General features: G+C 63.0%; 19 protein-coding genes. 12 read left to right on the forward strand and 7 right to left on the reverse strand.

Annotation, left to right across the window (positions count from 1 at the left end; genetic code table 11):
• The first annotated feature begins 18 nt into the window (after positions 1-18).
• Together B586_RS16635 and B586_RS16640 are read left to right on the forward strand one after the other, a co-directional pair.
• Complete coding sequence (locus B586_RS16635; RefSeq protein WP_054879365.1) at positions 19-1,740, forward strand: CocE/NonD family hydrolase; 1,722 nt, start codon at positions 19-21, stop codon at positions 1,738-1,740.
• A 77-nt stretch (positions 1,741-1,817) separates the two neighbouring features.
• Positions 1,818-2,441 (forward strand): cadmium resistance transporter, encoded by a 624-nt coding sequence (locus tag B586_RS16640; RefSeq protein WP_054879364.1) that lies wholly within the window; start codon positions 1,818-1,820, stop codon positions 2,439-2,441.
• 24 nt (positions 2,442-2,465) lie between these two features.
• Here B586_RS16640 and B586_RS16645 read toward each other — a convergent pair whose 3' ends face one another.
• A complete protein-coding gene (locus B586_RS16645) occupies positions 2,466-3,167 on the reverse strand; it encodes a class I SAM-dependent methyltransferase (protein WP_054879363.1) in 702 nt (233 codons plus the stop codon).
• 139 nt (positions 3,168-3,306) lie between these two features.
• On the opposite strand from B586_RS16645, the gene B586_RS16650 reads away from it, so the two are divergent.
• The 5 genes from B586_RS16650 (at position 3,307) to B586_RS16670 (ending at position 9,169) form a co-directional block, all read left to right on the forward strand.
• Positions 3,307-4,092: a hypothetical protein gene (locus B586_RS16650; protein ID WP_047315221.1), complete on the forward strand. Its 786-nt coding sequence runs from the start codon at positions 3,307-3,309 to the stop codon at positions 4,090-4,092.
• 457 nt (positions 4,093-4,549) lie between these two features.
• A complete protein-coding gene (locus B586_RS16655; RefSeq protein ID WP_211141517.1) occupies positions 4,550-5,002 on the forward strand; it encodes a hypothetical protein in 453 nt (150 codons plus the stop codon).
• Between the two features lie 444 nt (positions 5,003-5,446).
• Positions 5,447-6,967 carry a GMC family oxidoreductase gene (locus tag B586_RS16660; protein ID WP_054880851.1) on the forward strand — a complete coding sequence of 507 codons (1,521 nt, stop codon included), beginning with the start codon at positions 5,447-5,449 and terminating at the stop codon, positions 6,965-6,967.
• A gap of 218 nt (positions 6,968-7,185) precedes the next feature.
• The gene (locus tag B586_RS16665) at positions 7,186-7,590 is read left to right on the forward strand and encodes a cytidine deaminase (protein WP_047315220.1); all 405 of its coding nucleotides are present in this window, start codon (positions 7,186-7,188) and stop codon (positions 7,588-7,590) included.
• Positions 7,580-9,169 (forward strand): MFS transporter, encoded by a 1,590-nt coding sequence (locus B586_RS16670; RefSeq protein ID WP_054879362.1) that lies wholly within the window; start codon positions 7,580-7,582, stop codon positions 9,167-9,169. The genes B586_RS16665 and B586_RS16670 overlap by 11 nt, the downstream gene beginning before the upstream one ends.
• Positions 9,170-9,427: 258 nt before the next feature.
• On the opposite strand, the gene B586_RS16675 is transcribed toward B586_RS16670, so the two are convergent.
• Both B586_RS16675 and B586_RS16680 read right to left on the reverse strand, forming a co-directional pair.
• On the reverse strand, positions 9,428-10,339 hold the full coding sequence (locus B586_RS16675; protein ID WP_236971307.1) for a uridine phosphorylase: 912 nt from the start codon (positions 10,337-10,339) through the stop codon (positions 9,428-9,430).
• A gap of 231 nt (positions 10,340-10,570) precedes the next feature.
• Positions 10,571-11,230 carry a class I SAM-dependent DNA methyltransferase gene (locus tag B586_RS16680; protein WP_054879361.1) on the reverse strand — a complete coding sequence of 220 codons (660 nt, stop codon included), beginning with the start codon at positions 11,228-11,230 and terminating at the stop codon, positions 10,571-10,573.
• Positions 11,231-11,645: 415 nt separating this feature from the next.
• On the opposite strand from B586_RS16680, the gene B586_RS16685 reads away from it, so the two are divergent.
• Positions 11,646-12,674 carry a type IV toxin-antitoxin system AbiEi family antitoxin gene (locus B586_RS16685; protein ID WP_047315217.1) on the forward strand — a complete coding sequence of 343 codons (1,029 nt, stop codon included), beginning with the start codon at positions 11,646-11,648 and terminating at the stop codon, positions 12,672-12,674.
• Positions 12,652-13,467 (forward strand): hypothetical protein, encoded by an 816-nt coding sequence (locus B586_RS16690; RefSeq protein ID WP_054879360.1) that lies wholly within the window; start codon positions 12,652-12,654, stop codon positions 13,465-13,467. Before B586_RS16685 ends, B586_RS16690 begins: the two co-directional genes overlap by 23 nt.
• A gap of 18 nt (positions 13,468-13,485) precedes the next feature.
• Here the strand turns inward: B586_RS16690 and B586_RS16695 are convergent, their stop codons facing one another.
• On the reverse strand, positions 13,486-13,725 hold the full coding sequence (locus B586_RS16695; protein WP_054879359.1) for a copper chaperone: 240 nt from the start codon (positions 13,723-13,725) through the stop codon (positions 13,486-13,488).
• Between the two features lie 140 nt (positions 13,726-13,865).
• Here B586_RS16695 and csoR point away from each other — a divergent pair, with 140 nt between their 5' ends.
• The 3 genes from csoR to B586_RS16710 all read left to right on the forward strand — a co-directional run bounded on the left by csoR (position 13,866) and on the right by B586_RS16710 (position 17,009).
• Positions 13,866-14,225 carry a copper-sensing transcriptional repressor CsoR gene (gene csoR / locus B586_RS16700; RefSeq protein WP_047315214.1) on the forward strand — a complete coding sequence of 120 codons (360 nt, stop codon included), beginning with the start codon at positions 13,866-13,868 and terminating at the stop codon, positions 14,223-14,225.
• Between the two features lie 86 nt (positions 14,226-14,311).
• Positions 14,312-14,587, forward strand: coding sequence for a DUF1490 family protein (locus B586_RS16705; protein WP_156166264.1), 276 nt, complete (start codon positions 14,312-14,314; stop codon positions 14,585-14,587).
• Positions 14,588-14,663: 76 nt separating this feature from the next.
• Entirely contained in the window at positions 14,664-17,009 is a 2,346-nt protein-coding gene (locus B586_RS16710) for a copper-translocating P-type ATPase (protein ID WP_156406912.1), read from the forward strand.
• Between the two features lie 188 nt (positions 17,010-17,197).
• Here the strand turns inward: B586_RS16710 and B586_RS16715 are convergent, their stop codons facing one another.
• The 3 genes from B586_RS16715 to B586_RS16725 form a co-directional block, all read right to left on the reverse strand.
• Complete coding sequence (locus B586_RS16715) at positions 17,198-17,410, reverse strand: hypothetical protein (protein WP_054879357.1); 213 nt, start codon at positions 17,408-17,410, stop codon at positions 17,198-17,200.
• A 114-nt stretch (positions 17,411-17,524) separates the two neighbouring features.
• A complete protein-coding gene (locus B586_RS16720) occupies positions 17,525-18,010 on the reverse strand; it encodes a hypothetical protein (protein ID WP_054879356.1) in 486 nt (161 codons plus the stop codon).
• Complete coding sequence (locus B586_RS16725; protein ID WP_054879355.1) at positions 18,003-18,815, reverse strand: hypothetical protein; 813 nt, start codon at positions 18,813-18,815, stop codon at positions 18,003-18,005. Before B586_RS16725 ends, B586_RS16720 begins: the two co-directional genes overlap by 8 nt.
• Between the last annotated feature and the right edge of the window lie 8 nt (positions 18,816-18,823).

An 18,823-nucleotide genomic window follows, 5' to 3' on the forward strand; every position in this document is an offset into this window, starting at 1 on the left:
TCAACATATCGTGAAACTATGATCGCCATGCTTAACGGCCCGCAAACCACCGGACGGACGTACCGAAACCTCAGCGAGCCGCAGTACACGTCCCGCAGCGACAACAACACGGCGATCACCATGCGCGACGGCACCGAGCTTTTGGCCGATGTCCACCGGCCCGATTCCGACGGCCGCTTCCCCGCGCTGCTGGCCGCCTCTCCCTACCCGCGGCAAGTGCAGAACTTAGGTGCCCCAGCCGGATTTATCGAGGCAGGCGTGACGGACTTCTGGGTGCCGCGTGGCTATGCGCACGTCATCGCCAACGTGCGCGGAACCTGCGGATCCGGCGGGACCTTCGGCTTGTTCGACGCTCAGGAACGTCGGGATATGCACGATCTGGTCGAGTGGGTCGCGGCTCAACCCTGGTGCGACGGCAACGTCGGCATGATCGGCATCAGCTACTTCGCGATGACCCAGCTCGAGGCAGCCGTCGAGCGCCCGCCGCACCTCAAGGCGATCTTTCCCGTCGCCGTTACATCGGACATGTATGAGGGCGCCAACCACCACGGGCTAATGAGCTCGTCCTTCGTCACACCGTTCCTCGCGATGGTCGGTCTGACTTCCGAGCGCAGCGACAAATTGTGGCGCAGCAGGCTCGTCGCACTGGCTCGACGTGTGCTGAACAGCCCACGGCTGCATAAGAAGTTCGGAACCATGAACGGTGAGGCGGCGGTGACGATGCTGCGCCAACTAATCAAGCTGCCACACAATCCGCATCCGTGGGACGAGCTATGGCAAGAGGTAGCGGTCAGGCGACCAACCCGCGACCAATGGTGGGATCAGCGAAATCTATTGCCGCTATTGAAGGAAATCAATATTCCGGTGTACCTCGGGTGCGACTGGGAGAATGTTCCGCTACACCTTCCGTCGACATTTGTCACGTGGAAAGGGCTGTTGCACAACGGATGTGTGAGGATGAGCCTGCTCGACAAGTTCGGACTGACCTGGCCATGGGAAAGCCTGCACATCGAGGCGCTGGCCTGGTACGACCATTGGCTGAAGGGCCGCGACACTGGGATCATTGACGGACCACCGATCCGATACTTCCTGCCCGGCGCCGACCAGTGGCGCACCGCTGACACCTGGCCGCCGTCCGACGCCGCACATCGTGAACTGGCGCTGCGCGCCGACGGCGCCTTGGATGAAGCCGAGGGCGAGCCGGGAAGCCGTGAGTTCATGGTTCTGGGATCCGGGCTCGGGCGGGTCAAGCCCAGCAAGATCGATCCGCCTTCGACGCTGACCTGGACCAGCGCGCCGCTGAGCCAGGACATGGATATGGTTGGCGACATCGAGTTGCGGCTAGTCGCATCGGCGACGGCGATCGACACCGCCTGGATCGCGACGCTGCAGGACGTCGCGCCTGACGGGGAAGCCTCTGCAGTGACGGCAGGCTGGTTGCGTGCCAGCATGCGTGAAGTCGACGAGGCGGCCAGCCGGCCCGGCGCACCGATATTGCCGTGTCGGAACCCACACGCAGTACCGTTGGGCGAGGACGTCGTCTATCGAATCCCGTTGGTTCCCAACGCTCGACGATTCAAGGCCGGCCACCGCATTCGACTGGTGCTAAGCAGCGATGACCAGGACCCGTCGACGCCAGCAATCATGAACTTCCGTCACGCCAGCGTCGGCACCAGCAGCCTGAATACGGTCCATTCGTCGTCACGTCTGCTGATCCCGGCTACTCCGCTCGCGAACTGACGGCAACCAACAACATACGCCTCACATGTCGCCAGTTAGTCTGCTCATGGCCGCCGCTTCGGTTGTAAGGGGACACAGTGATTCTCGGTACCGTCGCTGGGGCAGTCGGCACGTTCGCGGCCACAAACGTTGATGACTTGGTCATGCTTGCCGTGTTCTTTGGTCAGGCTGACGCCCACCGAGGAACAGCCGTCCGCATTGTCGCGGGACAGTACTTGGGCTTCATAGCGCTGCTTGCGGTCTCAGTGGCCACGGCACTAGTCGGTGAAACGCTGCTATCACAGGAGGTGTTGACGTACTTCGGATTCGTTCCGATCATCTTGGGATTGCATGCGGGATTTCGGGTATGGCGGGAACGCCGAACACCCGCCGGCAGCGAGGCATTCCCGGCGATCGGTACCGACGGCAATCGCGGCCCGAGCGTCTCTCATGTCGCCGCGGTTACCGTTGCCAACGGCGGTGACAACATCGGTGTCTATGTACCGATATTCGCGGTGGAGAGCGTGGCGGGCATCTCAGTTTTTATGGTGATCTTCTTAGTCGGTATAGCAGTCTGTTGCCTGCTGGCCAGATACTTGGCGTCTCGCCCGCTCGTCGCTGGATCGCTTGCTCGCTGGGACCACATTGTCTTACCGGGGGTCTTGATCGGTATCGGCCTGTTGATCCTGATCCAGGGCGGTGCTTTTCGCGCTTGTTCGTAGGGATGGCGGGAGAACGAGTCGAATTCAGACGGCGCGGACAGCTCGCACGAACAAAAAGAACGGCTGGGTGTTCAGCATGTGTAGCAGGTCCGGGTCAATGTCCGGACTGGCTGGGATCTGTGGTTCTTCCACGGCGTCGATAGCGAAGCCTGCTCGCCGTAGTTCTCCGAAGATCGCCGACAAGGACCGACGGTAGGGCTTGGCCGTCACGGATAGCCCGTCCCAATCCCATTCCTGGTTTACCAGCTCGACACGGTGATAGTCGGTTCGATCAGACAACAGCCACGCGTTGATTGGGTGGTGTAGCGAGCAGACCAGCACACCCCCCGGGACCAGGCAGCGGTGCAGCTCATCAAGCAGGGTCGCCCAATCCCGAACATAGTGCAGGACCAGCGATGCGACGACGACGTCGATGCTGCTGGGCGCGGCGAGATTCAGCGGCTGCTCAAGATCTGCTACTTCGAAGCGGGCCTTGTTTCCCAGGCGCTGGCGGGCGAGCTCGATCATCTGTGGCTCCGCATCGATGGCGTGAACATCGGCCCCGCGGTCCACGAGGAGAGCGGTGAGGGCACCCGCAGCGCATCCGAGCTCCAACACACGCTTGCCGTCGATGTCACCGATGAGGCGCAGAACCGTCGGGCGGTCGTAATCGCGGTTGGCTGGATTCTTTGCCGACCATGCTGCATAGACGCTGGCGTAGTCCTTGAAAACCGTGGTGGCACCCATCTGCTCGACGCTATAGGTGGACGTGCCGAGCGGAAAGACACTCTGGTGCGTACTTTCGTGCTCATTCGAGTCGCATGCAGTCGCATCCGGTCTTATGGCTCTATGTTTGACATGAGAGCAAATACTCTACGGTTGACATATGGGCAACGCGTTGAAGGCTCTGCTACAGGACCGCCACCTGCATGCTTATGGCGATTTCGTCGCCGAATACGAGCGGCGGGCAAAAGAACTGGACTTGCCGCGACCCGCGACGCCCCCAACGAAGGCACAGTATTACCGATGGGTCGGAGGCCAGGTCGACAGCCTCCCACGGCCATATCACTGCGCAGTGCTGGAGCAGATGTTTCCTGGCTGGACAGCAAAGGAGTTGTTTGACCATGACGAACATCAGAACCAGTCGCCAGCTAAGGATGACGACCATGTGCTGTCGCCGGTCGCTCCCGCCCTTGCCCCCGCCATCCTGGGAGGCCTATGGGTCACGGGTTACCTTTTAGGAGGCACCCGGCAATGTCATATCGACCTGTCGTCAGTGACCGCAACGAGCCGCGGCACGAAGTCGAGGAATTATCCGCCGGCGCCCCGTGCCGAAGGCCACTCTCACGGGCACGAAACCGAGACCAACGCACGGTTGTTTGGCCGCCACTTGATGGGATATTTCCGCAACTGCAATGACCATTACTTCTACGGTTCGCTACACCTTGCGGTGCTGCCCGGCGAAACCATCCTCGATGGTTACTACACAGGCTTTATCAATGACACCCAAGTGGTCGCCGAACCATGGCGATGGGTGCGTGTGGACCCTCAGTCGACCCAAAATATCGACTTGGCCGAGGTTACGTTGGGTGAGCCCCGGCGGGTCTACGAGGCCCTCACTAGCCGCACCCAGTTCGACAGGCCGATCCCGCTCGACGAAGTCACGGAGTGAGCAAATAGGCGGCACGGCACTGCAAGACGCTGCCGTTGACCGCGACATCGACCCATGTGCGACGCAAGACTCAGCGGCATCTGAGGTAGCCGCGGCGGCCCTATCGAAACGAGACTTAACGAGACCCGCATACGTGACTGAATGAGCAGTAAAAAGAGACGGCAAGACGTCGCGATGTGACTCGATAATGCCGCACCGTTATGTCTAGCCTGGCGACGATGCGGCCCGGAACGGGGGCGCTGAGGAGCCGGACAATTCAACCTCGACTCGAGATCGCGACATTGTGGTCATTGCAAGGAGATTGGCATATCGAAGCCGGTTCACTCCAACACCTTGCCTGATTAGCCTGGCGCCCAGGCGATCACGCGCCCAACACCTTCAAATATGGACTCATCCAGTGCGAAGCGTCGCGCGCTCAGTCTAAAGACCCTCGATAACGCCCAAAGTAGAGGTGATAATGCTCAAAACTACCCACACTGTTGACAGTGCAGCATCCTTCGCTATTACTGTCAACGGCACTCCGATCGCGTTCCGCATCGACGACGACGCGTTCACCCGCTGGATGGCCGCCGAAGGCGATGGGTTGGAACGCGACCTCCCCAACCCTGCTGATGACTGCGCCGGGTCGGCCTTGTCGGACTTGGTCTATCGGGCGCTCAGTGCCGGCGTGCTGGTCGGCGATCCCGGCATCGAACTCAACGTCCACGGCCACACCGACGGGGCTGGGTACCTGGTGCGACTCAACGCCGTTGCCGGCCATCAACGCTTGGTTGGTCTGACCAGAGGACGACACGAACTGCTCTGGCCGCCCAACGATCTGAGCCCCAGCCAAGACGCCTACCGCTACCTCCAAGAAATTTGCGATGTCGCCAACTCGCTGCTCAACGACCTGTTGGCACCTTCGGCGTAGCAACAAGCGCTGTCCGGCCCGGCGCTGCTGACCATCAAGGCGAACCTGAATCTTGGTCTGTCCGCACAGACCTAGCGATCACCGCCTGCCAGGGTCTGTTCTACGATGATGAGGTGCCGACAACACGCTGAAGTCGCACCTGTAAGCACACCACCTGCATGCATATTCCGACTTCGTCGCCGAGTAATGAGCGCCAAGCAAAGGAACTGGACCTGCCGCGACACGCGCCGCCGCCAACGAAAGCCCAGTACTCCTCAACAACCCACAACCGGTGCACAGATCACTGCGCGTTCTTGGCCGCCCACCTGGCCTCCGCGTCGATCTCGGTCAGCCGTTCGGCCCGATCACGGTTGCCCCTGGTGATGCAGCTGAACCTGCTACACTCCCGCCGACCGGACGACCGGTCGGCTACTGCGGATCGCGATGTCCCCGAAGGAAGTTCGCATGTATTCTGAGTTCGATGAAATCGTAGTTGGGGCAGGTTCGTCGGGTGCCGCGCTGACCGCTCGCTTGGCTACCACGGGGCGGCGAGTGTTACTGGTGGAAGCTGGTCCGGATTACCCGGATCAGTCACAGCTACCGCATGATCTGCGTAACGGCAACACACCTTCAATGGTGTTGCACGACTGGGGGTTTGTCGGCTTCCGTGACGACGGCGCGGAACTGTCGCTGCCCAGGGGCCGGGTCGTCGGCGGCTGCTCGGCGATCAACAGCTGTATTGCCCTGCGGCCGCAGCCCGATGACTTCGCGGACTGGAAGGGCTGGTCCTGGCCGGAGGTACTGCCGTTCCTTCGCGGCCTGGAGGCCGACGCCGACTTCGACGGCCCACACCACGGCACTGTCGGCCCCTTAGCTGTGCGACGACGCAACTCCGCGGAGTGGTCAGCGATCTCGGCGGCATTGGTAAAGGCTGCTGGCGCCGCCGGATTCCCGTCGACCGCCGACCACAACGCACCAGATGCGACCGGCGTGGGTGCGGTTCCGCTGAACCTCACGACGGACGGACAGCGAATCTCGGTGGCCTCGGCCTATCTGGATGCGGTGCGTGCCAGACCGAATCTGACGATCCTGCCTGACGCGTTGGTGGACAAAGTGCTCTTCGCCGGGTCGCGGGCCATCGGGGTCCGGTTGATTGCCGATGGGCAACCACGAACCGTGCATGCCGACCGGGTCACGCTGTGCGCCGGAACCTACGGCACACCGACGATTCTGCAGCGCTCCGGGGTCGGCCCGGCGGACCTGCTGCGTGCGCTCGGCGTTGCCGTCGTCGCCGACCGACCCGGCGTCGGTTCCGACCTCGCCGATCACTCGCAGGTCGCAATCGTGCTACTGCCACGGCCCGGCCTGTGTGATCCGGCCGACCCATGTGCCGAGGTCGTGCTGCGCTACACAGCACCCGGGTCGGCGGTGCGGAATGACATGCAGCTGTACGCACTCAACCATGTCGACCTGAAGGTTTTTGCGCCGCATTTAGCGAGCGCCACGCCGGACGGTTGGGCCTTCATGGTGACCTCCAACCTGATGGCCCCTCGGGCGCGCGGCACTGTGCGTGCGGTGTCCACCGACCCTGCCGCGCCGCCTCGTATCGAGATCGACTATGGCCGTGATCCGGAGGATCTGCGCCGCCAACGTGAGGGGGTCCGGCTGTGCTGGGAGCTGCTACGGCAGCCGGCATTTGCGGCACTCACCAAGGCGATCATTGATATGGACGAGACCACGGTGCACTCGGACTCGGCGCTAGACGACTTCATTCGGCGGGCGGCGGTCAGCGCCCACCACCCCACGGGCACCGCGCGCTGCGGTCCCCCTGACGACCCCACAGCGGTAGTGGACAGCCGCTGCGGGGTGTATGGCACCGAGGGGCTCCGGGTGGCCGACGCCTCGATCATCCCTGTGTCCCCACGCGCCAATACCAACCTTGTCTCAATCATGATCGGAGAACGGGTAGCGACGTGGTCGAACTGACCTAGAACCTGTTTCATCCTGAAGCACCGCCCCGAGGACTTCCCGGTGCATGAAAACGAAACAACCGCTGGCGTTTTTCACCGGCCCACTTATCAGTGCTGGCCGTGGTCTGCGACAGGCTGAAGCCGGCATCACGTTTCAAGGCATCCCGATGCTAGATTGACGCAGTCAGCCGGACGCCGGTTACGCGTCGGTGTTCACGCGGGAGGTCCGGTCAGATGAGCGACGTGGATTGGGACACGCTGCGGAAGGCCGCGGTCGCGGTCAGAGCGAATTCCTACTCGCCCTACTCGAAGTTCCCGGTCGGGGTAGCCGGGTTCGTCGATGACGGCCGGCTCATTACGGGGGTAAACGTTGAAAACGCTTCATACGGGCTCGCGCTGTGTGCCGAGTGCTCGATGATTTCGGCGTTGTATGGGACCGGCGGCGGCCGACTTGTTGCCGTCTACTGCGTCGACGGCAACGGTGACCCACTGATGCCGTGCGGTCGCTGCCGCCAATTGCTCTACGAACACGGCGGACCCGAACTGGAAGTCATGACCCCGAAAGGCGTGCAGACGATGGCCCAACTCCTTCCCCAAGCATTCGACCCGCGGGAAGGAACGCTCGGCAATGGCGAATGAAACCACCGCGGTGGCGATCGCCGTCGACAGCCGGAAAACGAGCAAGGCGGCGTGGGCGATCCTGGCCGCGATGAGCTTCGGCGCCCTCGTCGCGCAAATGTTCAGCACTGTGATCGGCCCAGCGCTGCCCACGATCAAGGCAGACCTCGGTCTTGGCCTGTCCGCACAAACGTGGACAATCACCGCCTACAGCCTGGCGTTTGGTGCTGCGCTCGTCGCGGGCGGACGCCTGGGCGATCTGCTCGGCGAAGTCAAGATGATTGTCATCGGCTTCATCATTTTCGGCGCCGGTCTGGTGATGTCGGCCATCGCCGTGGCCGGCCCGTTCATGATTGGCGGTCGGGCCATCCAAGGCATCGGTATCGGCATTTCCGCCCCGGCCACCTTGTCGATCGTGGTCAATTCCATCCCGAGAGCCCGACGGGGGTTCGCCGTTGGCGTGTGGGGGTTCGCGCACGGATTCGGTTTGCTCGTTGGCCCGTTGTTTGCCGCCTGGATGATGCAGATCGCCAGCTGGCGCTGGGTGTTCTGGGTGGCCGTGCCGCTCACAGCGCTGGTCATTGTCGTCACCCTCGCGGCGACTCACGGATACCAGAGCGTGATAGCTGCGGGGAAGTACGACTGGCTTGGCCTGATTTTGGGCGGCACCGCAGTTACGCTGCTCGTGTTCGGGCTGCAGAACTCGTCGGTGAGCTGGACTTCCCAGGGGACCTGGGGATCCCTAGCGGCGGGCCTCATCCTGCTGGCGCTCTTCGGTGTCGTGGAAACTAGGACCACCCACCCTCTGGTGGACTTCGGCCTGTGGAAACAGCGCCTGTTTTCCGGCGGATTCTTCGCCCAGAGCGCGGTCGGCTTGGTCTACATTCCATTTCTGACGTTTGTCGGGTCGCTGTTCTTCATCAACGTCCTGGGCTACTCGCCGGGTAAGGCCAGCTGGGTCATCGTGATAACGACCGGCAGCTGCATAGTCTTCCAACCATCGGCCGGCCGATGGGTCGACAAGGTCGGCCCCCGCCTCCCTATGACGGTTGCCCTGACGATGCAAGCCATGGCCCTGGCTTGGATCGGGCTTTCCTTCAGCCCAGACACGACGCTAGCGGAAATGGTAATTCCGTTGACACTCATGGGTATTGGCGTGGGCGTCGCGCTTCCAGCATGCAACACTGCGGCCATGTCAGCCGTAGACGCCGAACGTGCCGGGATGGGATCGGGGCTCATCCAGATGACCTTCAATATCCCTGCGGCACTTGGCGTGGCGCTGGTGACGTCGGTGATCGGCACCGTCACCGCATCGAAGGTCGCTGCGGGCCTCGATAATCGACCGGAACTGCGGCATGTGGCTGCGCAGTACGCCGGGGCGGTTCAGGACGGCAATCTCTCGCAGGCCAACGGCATCCTGGCAGCGCTGCCCAACGACGCCGCCGAAGCCATCAAGCGGGCTGCGGTGAGCGCTTCATCGGTGGCAATCACGACCTCGATGTTGGTGCTGGCGGCCGTCGCAGTCGCGGGCGGGGTCTTCGCCTGGGTGTGGACACGATCCGCTGACGAGAAGTCCACCAATTTCCGTGTCAGCGCCTAGGGCTGGGTGCTTCCTGCTCCGCCCGTCCTCCTGGCGGCGATATGGATGATGCCCGGTCCGACGGAATACAGGTGGTGGCCGGTTCCACTTGCTCAACGCCCTGCTGGGACTGGTTTCACCCGGGTTGTCTGTCGTCGCAGAATCCGATGCGGAGGCTGTCGGCTTCTACCCAATCAAACGGCTTTACAGTTACCACGTTGGGCGAGAAATACCCTGGCGTAGAACGGTTTCGCGTCACGCTCGACCAGAATCGGTTGGTCAGGCACCCAGCAGGCTGGCCTTGAGGTAGTTGAACAACGCCGCCCCTGAATCTTCACTGAACTTGCGTAGCTGTTCAGGCGAGGCCGTTACTTGGTCACCTTCGAGCCGGTTGAGCAGCGTGCAGCAGATCATCGCGAATTTCGGGAAGCCCCAGTGATTGAGGTAGCTCGCGATCATGGCGCCCTCCATCTCGATGTTGCGCACACCGTTCTCGTCGAGCCACCGCAGCCACGCCATCTTTGTCTGCGGTGTCTCGAGGCATACCGCGCCGTCGAGACGGAACTGTTCGAGGAAAAATTCGTTGCCGCTGACCGTCCTGCCGGACACCACCGTCAGGTCATCGATGCCTTCGTTGGCGGCGATGATGGCGTTGTGGGTATCGGCGGGGAAGCGCCCATCGAACCAGTACTCACCGTCGCCGCCCCTGAGCAGTCGGTAAGGCTGGAGATCAGCCATCAGGGCCTCGGATGACACCACCACGGTTCCGCCGGGCAGTCCGACACCGCCGCTGGTGCCGACCCGGCACCAGAACACCTGATCCAAGGCCTTGAGGTCGCCGCGCTTGAGGAAGAACACCAGGCGCATGAGCTCCTGCAGCGCGATCGAGGCACTGGCCATGCCCATGCCGTGGGAGGCGAAGAGCACGCCGGCGGTGTACCTGGTGACGAACCGGTCCTCTTTGGGGAAGGCGATGACCGGGGAGACCTGAGACCCGCCGTTGAGCTCGCTCCAACGGTCAGCGAACTTGATGATGCGCTCCCCAGTGCCGGCCAGGATGACTGCTTTGACATCGCGGAGCTCATCAAGAATCGGGTCGGCGGACGCTACTCCGACGTGGTAGTAGACATCCTCATGGCTGCCGTCGAGGACACCATCGAGGAATGCGTGGTTGATGTTCTCGGTCTTCACCTCGACCTCTCCGGTTCGTCGGACGCGAGGCAAATCTACGCACCGCGGATCAAGTTGGTACAACGACCCACAGACAACATCGGGCATCTGGTGGTGTGGTACGCCCGTCCTAAAGGGGCCATCCACGGCCACCGTCACCATCGGATTCGCGCAGCAAACCTTTGCATCGCGGAAAACAACGACTGCTCGCCCGAGAAAACCGCGCTGCCGATGACTAACCGCGATGTTTCACTAGAGCTTTCGCGCGATGAGATAGGCATGGGGAGTCGACTCAAGCCCATCGTCGTCCGGCTGACGCACCAGCTTGGCGTAGACCCGAAAGCCCGCACCAGCCAACTGATCTTCGACCTGCCGAGGCTGACGACGCATAAACGTCAAGTGCACCTCGTGACCGAATGCGTTGGTAAGCACCCGAGGCTCGTCACCAACTTGGAACGCCAACAGCACCAGGCCGCCCGGCACTAGCACTCGGTAAAACTCGCCGAACACGCCCGCCAGGTACTCGTCGGGAACATGAATGATTGAGTACCACGCGCAAACGCCAGCGACGCTGCCATCAGCGACATCAAGGGACGTCATCGACCCGACGCTAAACCGCAGGCCAGGGTTGAGCCGCCGCGCTTGCGAAACCATATTCGAAGACACGTCGATCCCGGATGCGGTCACACCACAATCGGCCAGTAACGCGGTAGTTACTCCGGTCCCGCAGCCAACATCAACGACACACCTGTTCTTGCCCTTCAGGATCAATGACGCGAATGCGGTCACCACAGCCAGGTCGACCGGCTTGTCATCAAGATGGTGGTGAAACCGCTCAGCGTAGTAAGCAGCTGTGCGGTCGTAGCCTTCCCGTGTCGCGAACACAAATTCGGGCTGATCCACGTCCAGCATTGTCGCTCGGCGCGTCGGAAACCACCGGCCGACGAGCCCAACGCGCCCAAAGCAATCCCAGGGATGGTAGTGACGTCCGCGACATGGTGGCCACGGCGATCAGAGACGGCGACAACAAGAACTGAGAACTCGTCGCCGTTGTTGTCATCGTCGTCATCGATGATGTTGTCGATCGTGTCGGTTCCGCTTATGGTGCTGATTCGCGTTACGTATGCTCTGACGAGCCGATATTCAACCGCCCAATGAGGTCGGCCGGCAGTTACTTATCCGCTGCCCGCTCTGCCTCGCGCATTGACTCGCTGGCGTGATACTGCTCTGCCTCAGCAGCTTCCGTGAACTCTAGACCAGCTCCGACCTAACGTGTTCAATAAATCATTATGTTCAATAAAACTGAACATACGACTATACTGAACGCATGGACCAGATCGGGACTGATCTCGCCGTGGCCGTCGAGCGTCACCTCACCGAATACGGAGTGCGGGTGCTCGGTGGCTTATCAGCATTGAACTCCGCCTATCCCGAATCACTAGACCTTGAGATCGACGGTCACCCCCTCACGATCACTGCCCTCTACCTTCCTCACCTGTCGGCAACGGCAGCACTGCAGGCCTGGGATACCGCCGGCGCCGGTTCGCCGCTGCTTGTGGTGGGCCCGCGTCTGCACCCGTCGAGCGCTGAAACGCTGCGGGCTCGCGGACTCTGGTACATCGACGGAGCTGGGAACGCTTATTTGCGGCACCAGGGTGGACTGCTCATCGACGTGCGCGGCCGACGGTCAGCTGTGTCCGCACAACCGGGCACCCTCGGTGACGGACTGCACAGCGATGGACCGCGTAACCCATTCACCCCCAAGCGCGCGCAGGTTGTCTGCGTACTGCTTGACGCACCGCAACTGGTCGACGCGCCGCTGCGTGAGATCGCCGAGAGTGCCGGCGTCTCAGTCGGTATGGCCAAGCAGACGATGGATACGTTGCGCACTACCGGCTTCCTCGAACACCTCGGCTCCCGCCGCAGGCTGGTGCGCACCGATCAGCTGCTGGACCTGTGGGCGGCTGCCTATCCGGGGGGTCTGGGCCGGGCCAACAAACTCCTGGTCGCCAGCGGTGATATCCACACGTGGTCCGCACCCGACGGACTCGCAGTGGCGGTCAGCGGTGAACAGGCCCTGCCCGACGAAATCCGCAATCCCGAATCACTGATGCTCTACGTCGGCACCCCAGCGCCCGGGCTACCCGCCGACCTGCTTATACACAACCGCTGGCACCGCGACCCACACGGCAGCATCGTGATCCGAAAGCTATTCTGGCGCAACCTACCTGACGAGCAACCGGGGTTGGCTCCCGCGGCCTTGATCTATGCCGACCTCCTTGCCTCGCGCGAGCCGCGCCAGATCGAAGTCGCCCACCTCATGAGAAGGCAGGATGAGCGACTCTCCCGATTATGACCCGGTCCTCCTGGCCTGGGTGACACCGATCGTCACAGCACTTGCCGACGTCGTGCCGGCTGAACAGCTGATGCTCGTCGGGGCACAGTGCCGCGATCTACTGCACTGGCGCTTCTGCCGCGGGGTGCCGCCGCGGGCCACCAACGACACCGATATCGCAGTGACCCTGAACAATTGGGACCACTTCGAGGCAATTCGCGCCACCTTCCGCGCCCTGGGCAGCACCGGGCACCGATTCCTGATCGCCGACCGCGCCGTCGATGTTCTCCCGTTCGGCGAGGTGGAGTCGCCCACCGGCACAACCCGCCATCCTCCAGGCAACCAGCTCATGAACGTCCACGGATGCACCGACGCCTACCTGCGTGCCGATGTTCTGCCTCTCCCTGGCGGCCTGACAGTCCACCTTCCCCAACCGCCGAACTATGCGGTCCTCAAACTGCACGCATGGCTAGATCGGTCCGCGGACCACAACTACAAAGACGGCCCGGATCTGGCCTTGGCGGTGCACTGGTACGCCGGCGACCTCGACCGGCTTTACGCCGAACCAGACCAGTGGGCGCTGCGCCATCACGACTTCGACCTACGCACCGCCGCTGCCGCGCTGCTCGGCCACGACATGCGCGCCAGTGTTAGCGCACCGGAGGCCGCCGTGCTGGCGACACGCGCGGCACAGGCCGACCACGACCTGCTGGCCGCGCACTTCGCTGCCGGCCAACCGGGCTGGCCGACCACTGCAGCTAGGCGGCGCCCGCTGGTCGAGGCGCTACTCGGCCAGCTCACGCTGGAATCCTGAATGGCAACCTATAGGTTCTCAATTTTCTGGCGTTGAGTGTTTACCCAGACGGTACGGGCTGAGCTGATGCAACCCCGCGACGAGCGCCACCGCGCCGGCGACGCGTCCGACCCACGAACAGCTGTGCATTACCGGGTTTAGACGGGTCGACGCGACAAAGGCTGGAATGCCGACGGCGGTCCAAACGGCCAGGTATCCGTCGATAAACAGGATCGCCGGGAGGGCGTTGCCGATAACCAGATATCGGTCCGCGTCCATCCATGCACATGGCCGTTGTCCACGTAGTCGCTCCCTTCGGTTGATGCCCAGAATACGATTACTACTCCAACAGTACCCACCCCGGGTGGGGTGGGGTATGATGGGCCAGGTCCGATATCAATAGGAGTTGTGAGGCAGCTATGGGCGACGAATTGACGGCCAAAAAGCACGCGGCGCTGAACCGGCTCAAGACGGTTCGGGGTCACCTCGACGGGATCATTCGGATGCTGGAATCCGACGCTTACTGCGTGGACGTGATGAAGCAGATCTCAGCGGTGCAGTCCTCGCTAGAGCGGGCAAACCGGGTGATGTTGCACAACCACCTGGAGACGTGCTTTTCCTCGGCGGTGATCGATGGCCGCGGACAAGCGGCCATCGATGAGCTGATCGATGCCGTCAAGTTCACTCCGGCGCTGACCGGTCCGCAGGCCCAGCTGGGTGGTGCGGCGGTCGGTGAACCTCGCGATAAGGAGCCGGCGACGGCGGGCGGCCTCACGTAATCACCGCCAGATTTTGGTGCCAGCCAGAAGCTACCACGCGCCGCCGTGTGGCGGGCGAATGAGATGAAAGGGGAACGTTGAAGATGTTGGCGTTGCATGGATTTATGGCCAAGGCGGTGCCCACCGTGGTGACCGGTGCGGTTGGGGTTGCGGCCTACGAGGCGGTGCGCAAGGGGTTCGCGAAAGTTCCGCTGCGCGCAGCGACCGTCACCGTCACGGCCTGGGGCATCCGTATTGCCCGCGAGGCCGAACGCAAAGCCGGCGAAAGTGCTGAACGGGCCCGACTCACCACTGCCGATGTGATCGCCGAGGCCAAAGAGCGTCTAGCAGACGACATCGCACCGGCGACACCGACCGAGTGAGGCAACACCAATGACGACTGACACGATCGCTGATGACGGCGTTGCGCTGAAAGTCATCTCCGACGCTTCCGGACGAATGCGTGTGCAGACCAGTGGGTTTCGCTTCGACTCGGTTCAGGCTGTCGCGATCGAGGATATGGTCGCCAAGGTGACCGGCGTGGGCGCGGTGTATGCCTATCCGCGTACGGCGTCAGTGGTGATCTTGTATTCACCCGAAAGCTGCGACACTGCGGCCGTTTTGACGGCGATCGCCGACGCGCAGCACATCCCCGCAGAATCAGTACCCGCACGTGCCCCCCACTCGACTGATGCCCGCAACACCGGTGTGGTGCGAAAAATCACCGGCAGCATTCGTCGCCTGCTCGGCCGCTCACCGCACGATGACATGCCGACCAACACCGGTGGCGGCTGCGGGTCGGGACCGGCCAGCTGCGGGCAGCTGTCGCCGCGCGAGGACAACGAGCGCCAGCGCCGGACGTGGCTGCGGCGGCTGTGGCTGGCGATGCCGCTAGGGCTGCTGGCGATGGCGTCGCCGATGCTGTTCGGCGCCTATCCGTGGGCGGGGTGGTTGGCCTTCGCCGCGGCGCTACCGGTGCAATTCGTCACCGGGTGGCCGTTCCTCAAGGGGGCCGTACAGCAGGCACGGGCGTTGACCGCCAATATGGACACGCTAATCGCGCTGGGCACGTTGACCGCGTTCCTCTACTCCACCTACGAGTTGTTCGCCGGTGGCCCTTTGTTTTTCGACACCGCCGCGTTGATCATCGCGTTCGTGGTGCTGGGCCGCTATTTCGAGGCTAGGGCCACCGGCAAGGCGTCGGAGGCGATCAGCAAGCTGCTGGAGATGGGCGCCAAGGAAGCCTGCCTGCTCGTCGATGGCCAGGAACTGCTCGTCCCGGTTGACCAAGTGCAAGTCGGAGACTTGGTGCGGGTACGGCCCGGCGAGAAGATCCCGGTCGATGGCGAGGTCACCGATGGGCGCGCCGCCGTCGACGAGTCGATGCTGACCGGCGAGTCCGTCCCCGTCGAAAAAACCGTGGGCAACCATGTCGCCGGGGCCACCGTCAACACCAACGGCGTGCTGACGGTACGCGCCACCGCCGTCGGCGCCGACACCGCGCTGGCCCAAATCGTGCGCCTGGTCGAGCAAGCCCAGGGCGGCAAGGCCCCCGTGCAGCGCTTGGCCGACCGGGTCTCGGCGGTGTTCGTGCCGGCCGTCGTCGGAGTTGCAATTGCGACGTTCGCGGGCTGGGCGCTGCTCGCTGCCAACCCGGTCGCCGGCATGACCGCCGCGGTCGCGGTGCTGATCATCGCCTGCCCCTGCGCCCTGGGCTTGGCCACCCCCACGGCGGTCACGGTCGGCACGGGCCGGGGCGCCGACATGGGCATCCTGGTCAAAGGCGGCGAGGTCTTGGAAGCCTCCAAGAAGATCGACACCGTGGTGTTCGACAAAACCGGCACCCTCACCCGCGCCCAAATGCAGCTCACCGATGTCATTGCCGGCAAGCGCCGCCAGCCCGATCACGTGCTGCGCATCGCCGCCGCGGTCGAGGCGGGCTCCGAACACCCCATCGGCGCGGCCATTGTCGCCGGCGCCCGGGAACGCGGATTGCAGATACCGGCCGCCACCGCGTTCAGCAACGTCGCGGGCCACGGAGTGCGCGCCGAAATCGACGCTCACCCCGTGTTCGTCGGGCGACGCAAACTCATCGACGACCACAACCTGGATCTGCCCGAACACCTTGCCGAAGCCGCTGCCGAACTCGAAAACCAGGGCCGCACAGCGGTGTTCGTCGGGCGCGACGACCACGTTGTGGGTGTGCTCGCAGTGGCCGACACGGTCAAAGACGACGCCGCCGAAGTAGTCGGACGGCTGCACGCGATGGGCCTACACGTCGCCATGATCACCGGCGACAACGCCCGCACCGCGGCTGCGATCGCCCAGCAGGTCGGGATCGAACGAGTGTTGGCCGAGGTGCTACCCGAAGATAAGGTCAGCGCGATCCGGGCACTCCAGGGCGACGGCAGAGTGGTCGCCATGGTGGGCGATGGCGTCAACGACGCGCCTGCACTGGTGCAGGCCGATCTGGGAATCGCGATCGGCACTGGCACCGACGTGGCCATCGAGGCCTCCGACATCGCCCTGATGTCCGGCCGTCTTGACGGCGTCGTGCAGGCGATCGAGCTGTCACGGCAGACCCTACGCACCATCTATCAAAATCTCGGTTGGGCGTTCGGCTACAACACCGCCGCCATCCCTCTTGCCGCACTCGGCTTACTCAACCCCGTCATTGCGGGCGCCGCGATGGGATTCTCATCGGTCAGCGTCGTGACTAATTCGCTACGGCTACGCCGCTTCGGCCGCGACACCCAACAGCAACCGGTCATCGACCGCCGACCTGCACCGGCGTTGACCCCGTGATTTGACCGCTGAGAAATTGAGGGGCGCGAAGACAGACACAGCGGATTTGATTGCAGCAGAAACGCTCTCGTCCCTCAGCACGCCGCCTGATCGCCCAGCAGGTGTCTCGAAGATGGATGCCGATAGGCAACGAAGCAACCGCTATACGGCGGCTCACCGACGTATCGTGGAACTGATTGCGCGGCATCTCACTGAATCGCCACAAGAAACGTACGGACCACAGCCACCGCCTCCTGGCGGAGCCTCGCGGCCGTCCCGTCATCGTCCACCTCGGCGAGGAAAGCGGCGTAGGCGTGTGGACCGTCCTGTTCGATCGACGCGAATCGTTCAGCGAGCAGCTGCAGCGCGTCGCGTACCTGCTCGTGAGTGTGGATTGTGCTCTGCTCTGCGCTGCGGTGCACCCAGCGTCAGCGGGACCGTCCCGTTGTTCTCGTGGCGATCCTGGAAGGCCAGGATCTTCAACACCGTGTAAGAGGATGTTGGCGACGCGCACGGTGACCCGCGACCTCCCGCCATCATCGAGCCGGTCCGCTTCGATCTCGCACTCGAAGTAGTCCTGCGTAACGAGCTGCGCACCACGCACGTTGAATGCTCCGAGGCCGGACCCGGTGCCTTGCTTGGGTTTGAAGATCTGCCCCTGCATCGACCTGGTCGGTCTCGCAGAGAAACTCCAGGATGACCGTGACGCCTTCTACGTTCCTCTTCCATCGGAATGAGTGCTCCGCCGTGAACTTCGCCTTCTTCAGGTTGTTCTCCAGCGTCCGGTACGCTTCGGGGCTCTCGTCCTCAACTGCCAGCCCGATCGCGAGGTCGATGTCAGTCGTGCCGACGTGCGGCCGCGCGCCTTCCGGAAGGGTGCCGACGATATAGCGCGGCGCGAGACCGCCAGCGAGGTACACGCGGTTGCTCCATGGACCGATGTCGCCGAGCACTGTGACGAGAGCCCGTTCGCAGCGGGCCGTCGTTGCCTCGTCGTAGTCGCTGTAGTGGCGCTTACTCAAAAGCCGATAACCTCCTCGCGGAGTCGGTTCGCCTGCTCGCGCCCGCGTCGCGGGTCTTGGCGCAGGTCGAAGTACAACCGGAAGCGATTGACCGTCGATACCTTCTCCACCGTGGTGTGAAAGACGAGAGCGTGTCCTTCGCCGCTTGCTTAAGCAGAATGTTGTGGCCTTCGTCAACGATTTCGGCGCCCACGACCTCCACAGCATCGGCGAGAACCACGGTCTCCGTGATCCATATGTCAGTGACAGGGATAGAGGTGATGAACGGAGCTAGGCGCGCCGCCCCGGCCGGACCGGTCACTGCATGATCGACCTTCGCCTCCGCGAGAATGCCGCTGAGGGTCTGCGGATGGGCGCGGCTGTCACGCACGAGGCGGAACGCGCGGACTTGAGTTACCCGGCGATCACGCATCTCCTCGGCCCAGAGATCCAGCAGCGCCGTCGGGTTGGACACGCGACGGGTGCGCTTGGGTCCACTTCCTTGAACCTCGACTAGTCGGTCACGTTCCAGGCGTGCGAGGACACGGTGTGCTTGTCCAACTGAAACATTGGCAGCATTCGCTAGGTCGCGAACTTGCCACCAGCGCAGCGGCTCAAGCAGGAGCGCTTGCGCGGCCACTCCGGCCTTGCCAGTGAGTTTGACTGGCGGTTCATAACGCTTTTCGCGTGGGGCGGAGGTTGGACGCCCCTTCGTCCACACGAACAAGCCAGGCAGCTCGACGCGCATGTTGCCTTGAGCATCGATGATGCATACGCCGGCATCCTCCAGGAGACGGCGCGCTTCCTCGGTCGTAGTTCGTGCCACGACTAGGA

The sequence above is a fragment of the Mycobacterium haemophilum DSM 44634 genome (assembly GCF_000340435.2).
Taxonomy (GTDB): domain Bacteria; phylum Actinomycetota; class Actinomycetes; order Mycobacteriales; family Mycobacteriaceae; genus Mycobacterium; species Mycobacterium haemophilum.

Bases quoted from the DNA above. Each gene is read 5' to 3' on its own strand.
- B586_RS16635 (WP_054879365.1), top strand. From the start codon at position 19: ATGATCGCCATGCTTAACGGCCCGCAAACCACCGGACGGACGTACCGA.
- B586_RS16645 (WP_054879363.1), bottom strand. From the start codon at position 3,167: ATGGGTGCCACCACGGTTTTCAAGGACTACGCCAGCGTCTATGCAGCA.
- B586_RS16650 (WP_047315221.1), top strand. From the start codon at position 3,307: ATGGGCAACGCGTTGAAGGCTCTGCTACAGGACCGCCACCTGCATGCT.
- B586_RS16655 (WP_211141517.1), top strand. From the start codon at position 4,550: ATGCTCAAAACTACCCACACTGTTGACAGTGCAGCATCCTTCGCTATT.
- B586_RS16660 (WP_054880851.1), top strand. From the start codon at position 5,447: ATGTATTCTGAGTTCGATGAAATCGTAGTTGGGGCAGGTTCGTCGGGT.
- B586_RS16665 (WP_047315220.1), top strand. From the start codon at position 7,186: ATGAGCGACGTGGATTGGGACACGCTGCGGAAGGCCGCGGTCGCGGTC.
- B586_RS16670 (WP_054879362.1), top strand. From the start codon at position 7,580: ATGGCGAATGAAACCACCGCGGTGGCGATCGCCGTCGACAGCCGGAAA.
- B586_RS16680 (WP_054879361.1), bottom strand. From the start codon at position 11,230: ATGCTGGACGTGGATCAGCCCGAATTTGTGTTCGCGACACGGGAAGGC.
- B586_RS16685 (WP_047315217.1), top strand. From the start codon at position 11,646: ATGGACCAGATCGGGACTGATCTCGCCGTGGCCGTCGAGCGTCACCTC.
- B586_RS16690 (WP_054879360.1), top strand. From the start codon at position 12,652: ATGAGCGACTCTCCCGATTATGACCCGGTCCTCCTGGCCTGGGTGACA.
- B586_RS16695 (WP_054879359.1), bottom strand. From the start codon at position 13,725: ATGGACGCGGACCGATATCTGGTTATCGGCAACGCCCTCCCGGCGATC.
- csoR (WP_047315214.1), top strand. From the start codon at position 13,866: ATGGGCGACGAATTGACGGCCAAAAAGCACGCGGCGCTGAACCGGCTC.
- B586_RS16710 (WP_156406912.1), top strand. From the start codon at position 14,664: ATGCGTGTGCAGACCAGTGGGTTTCGCTTCGACTCGGTTCAGGCTGTC.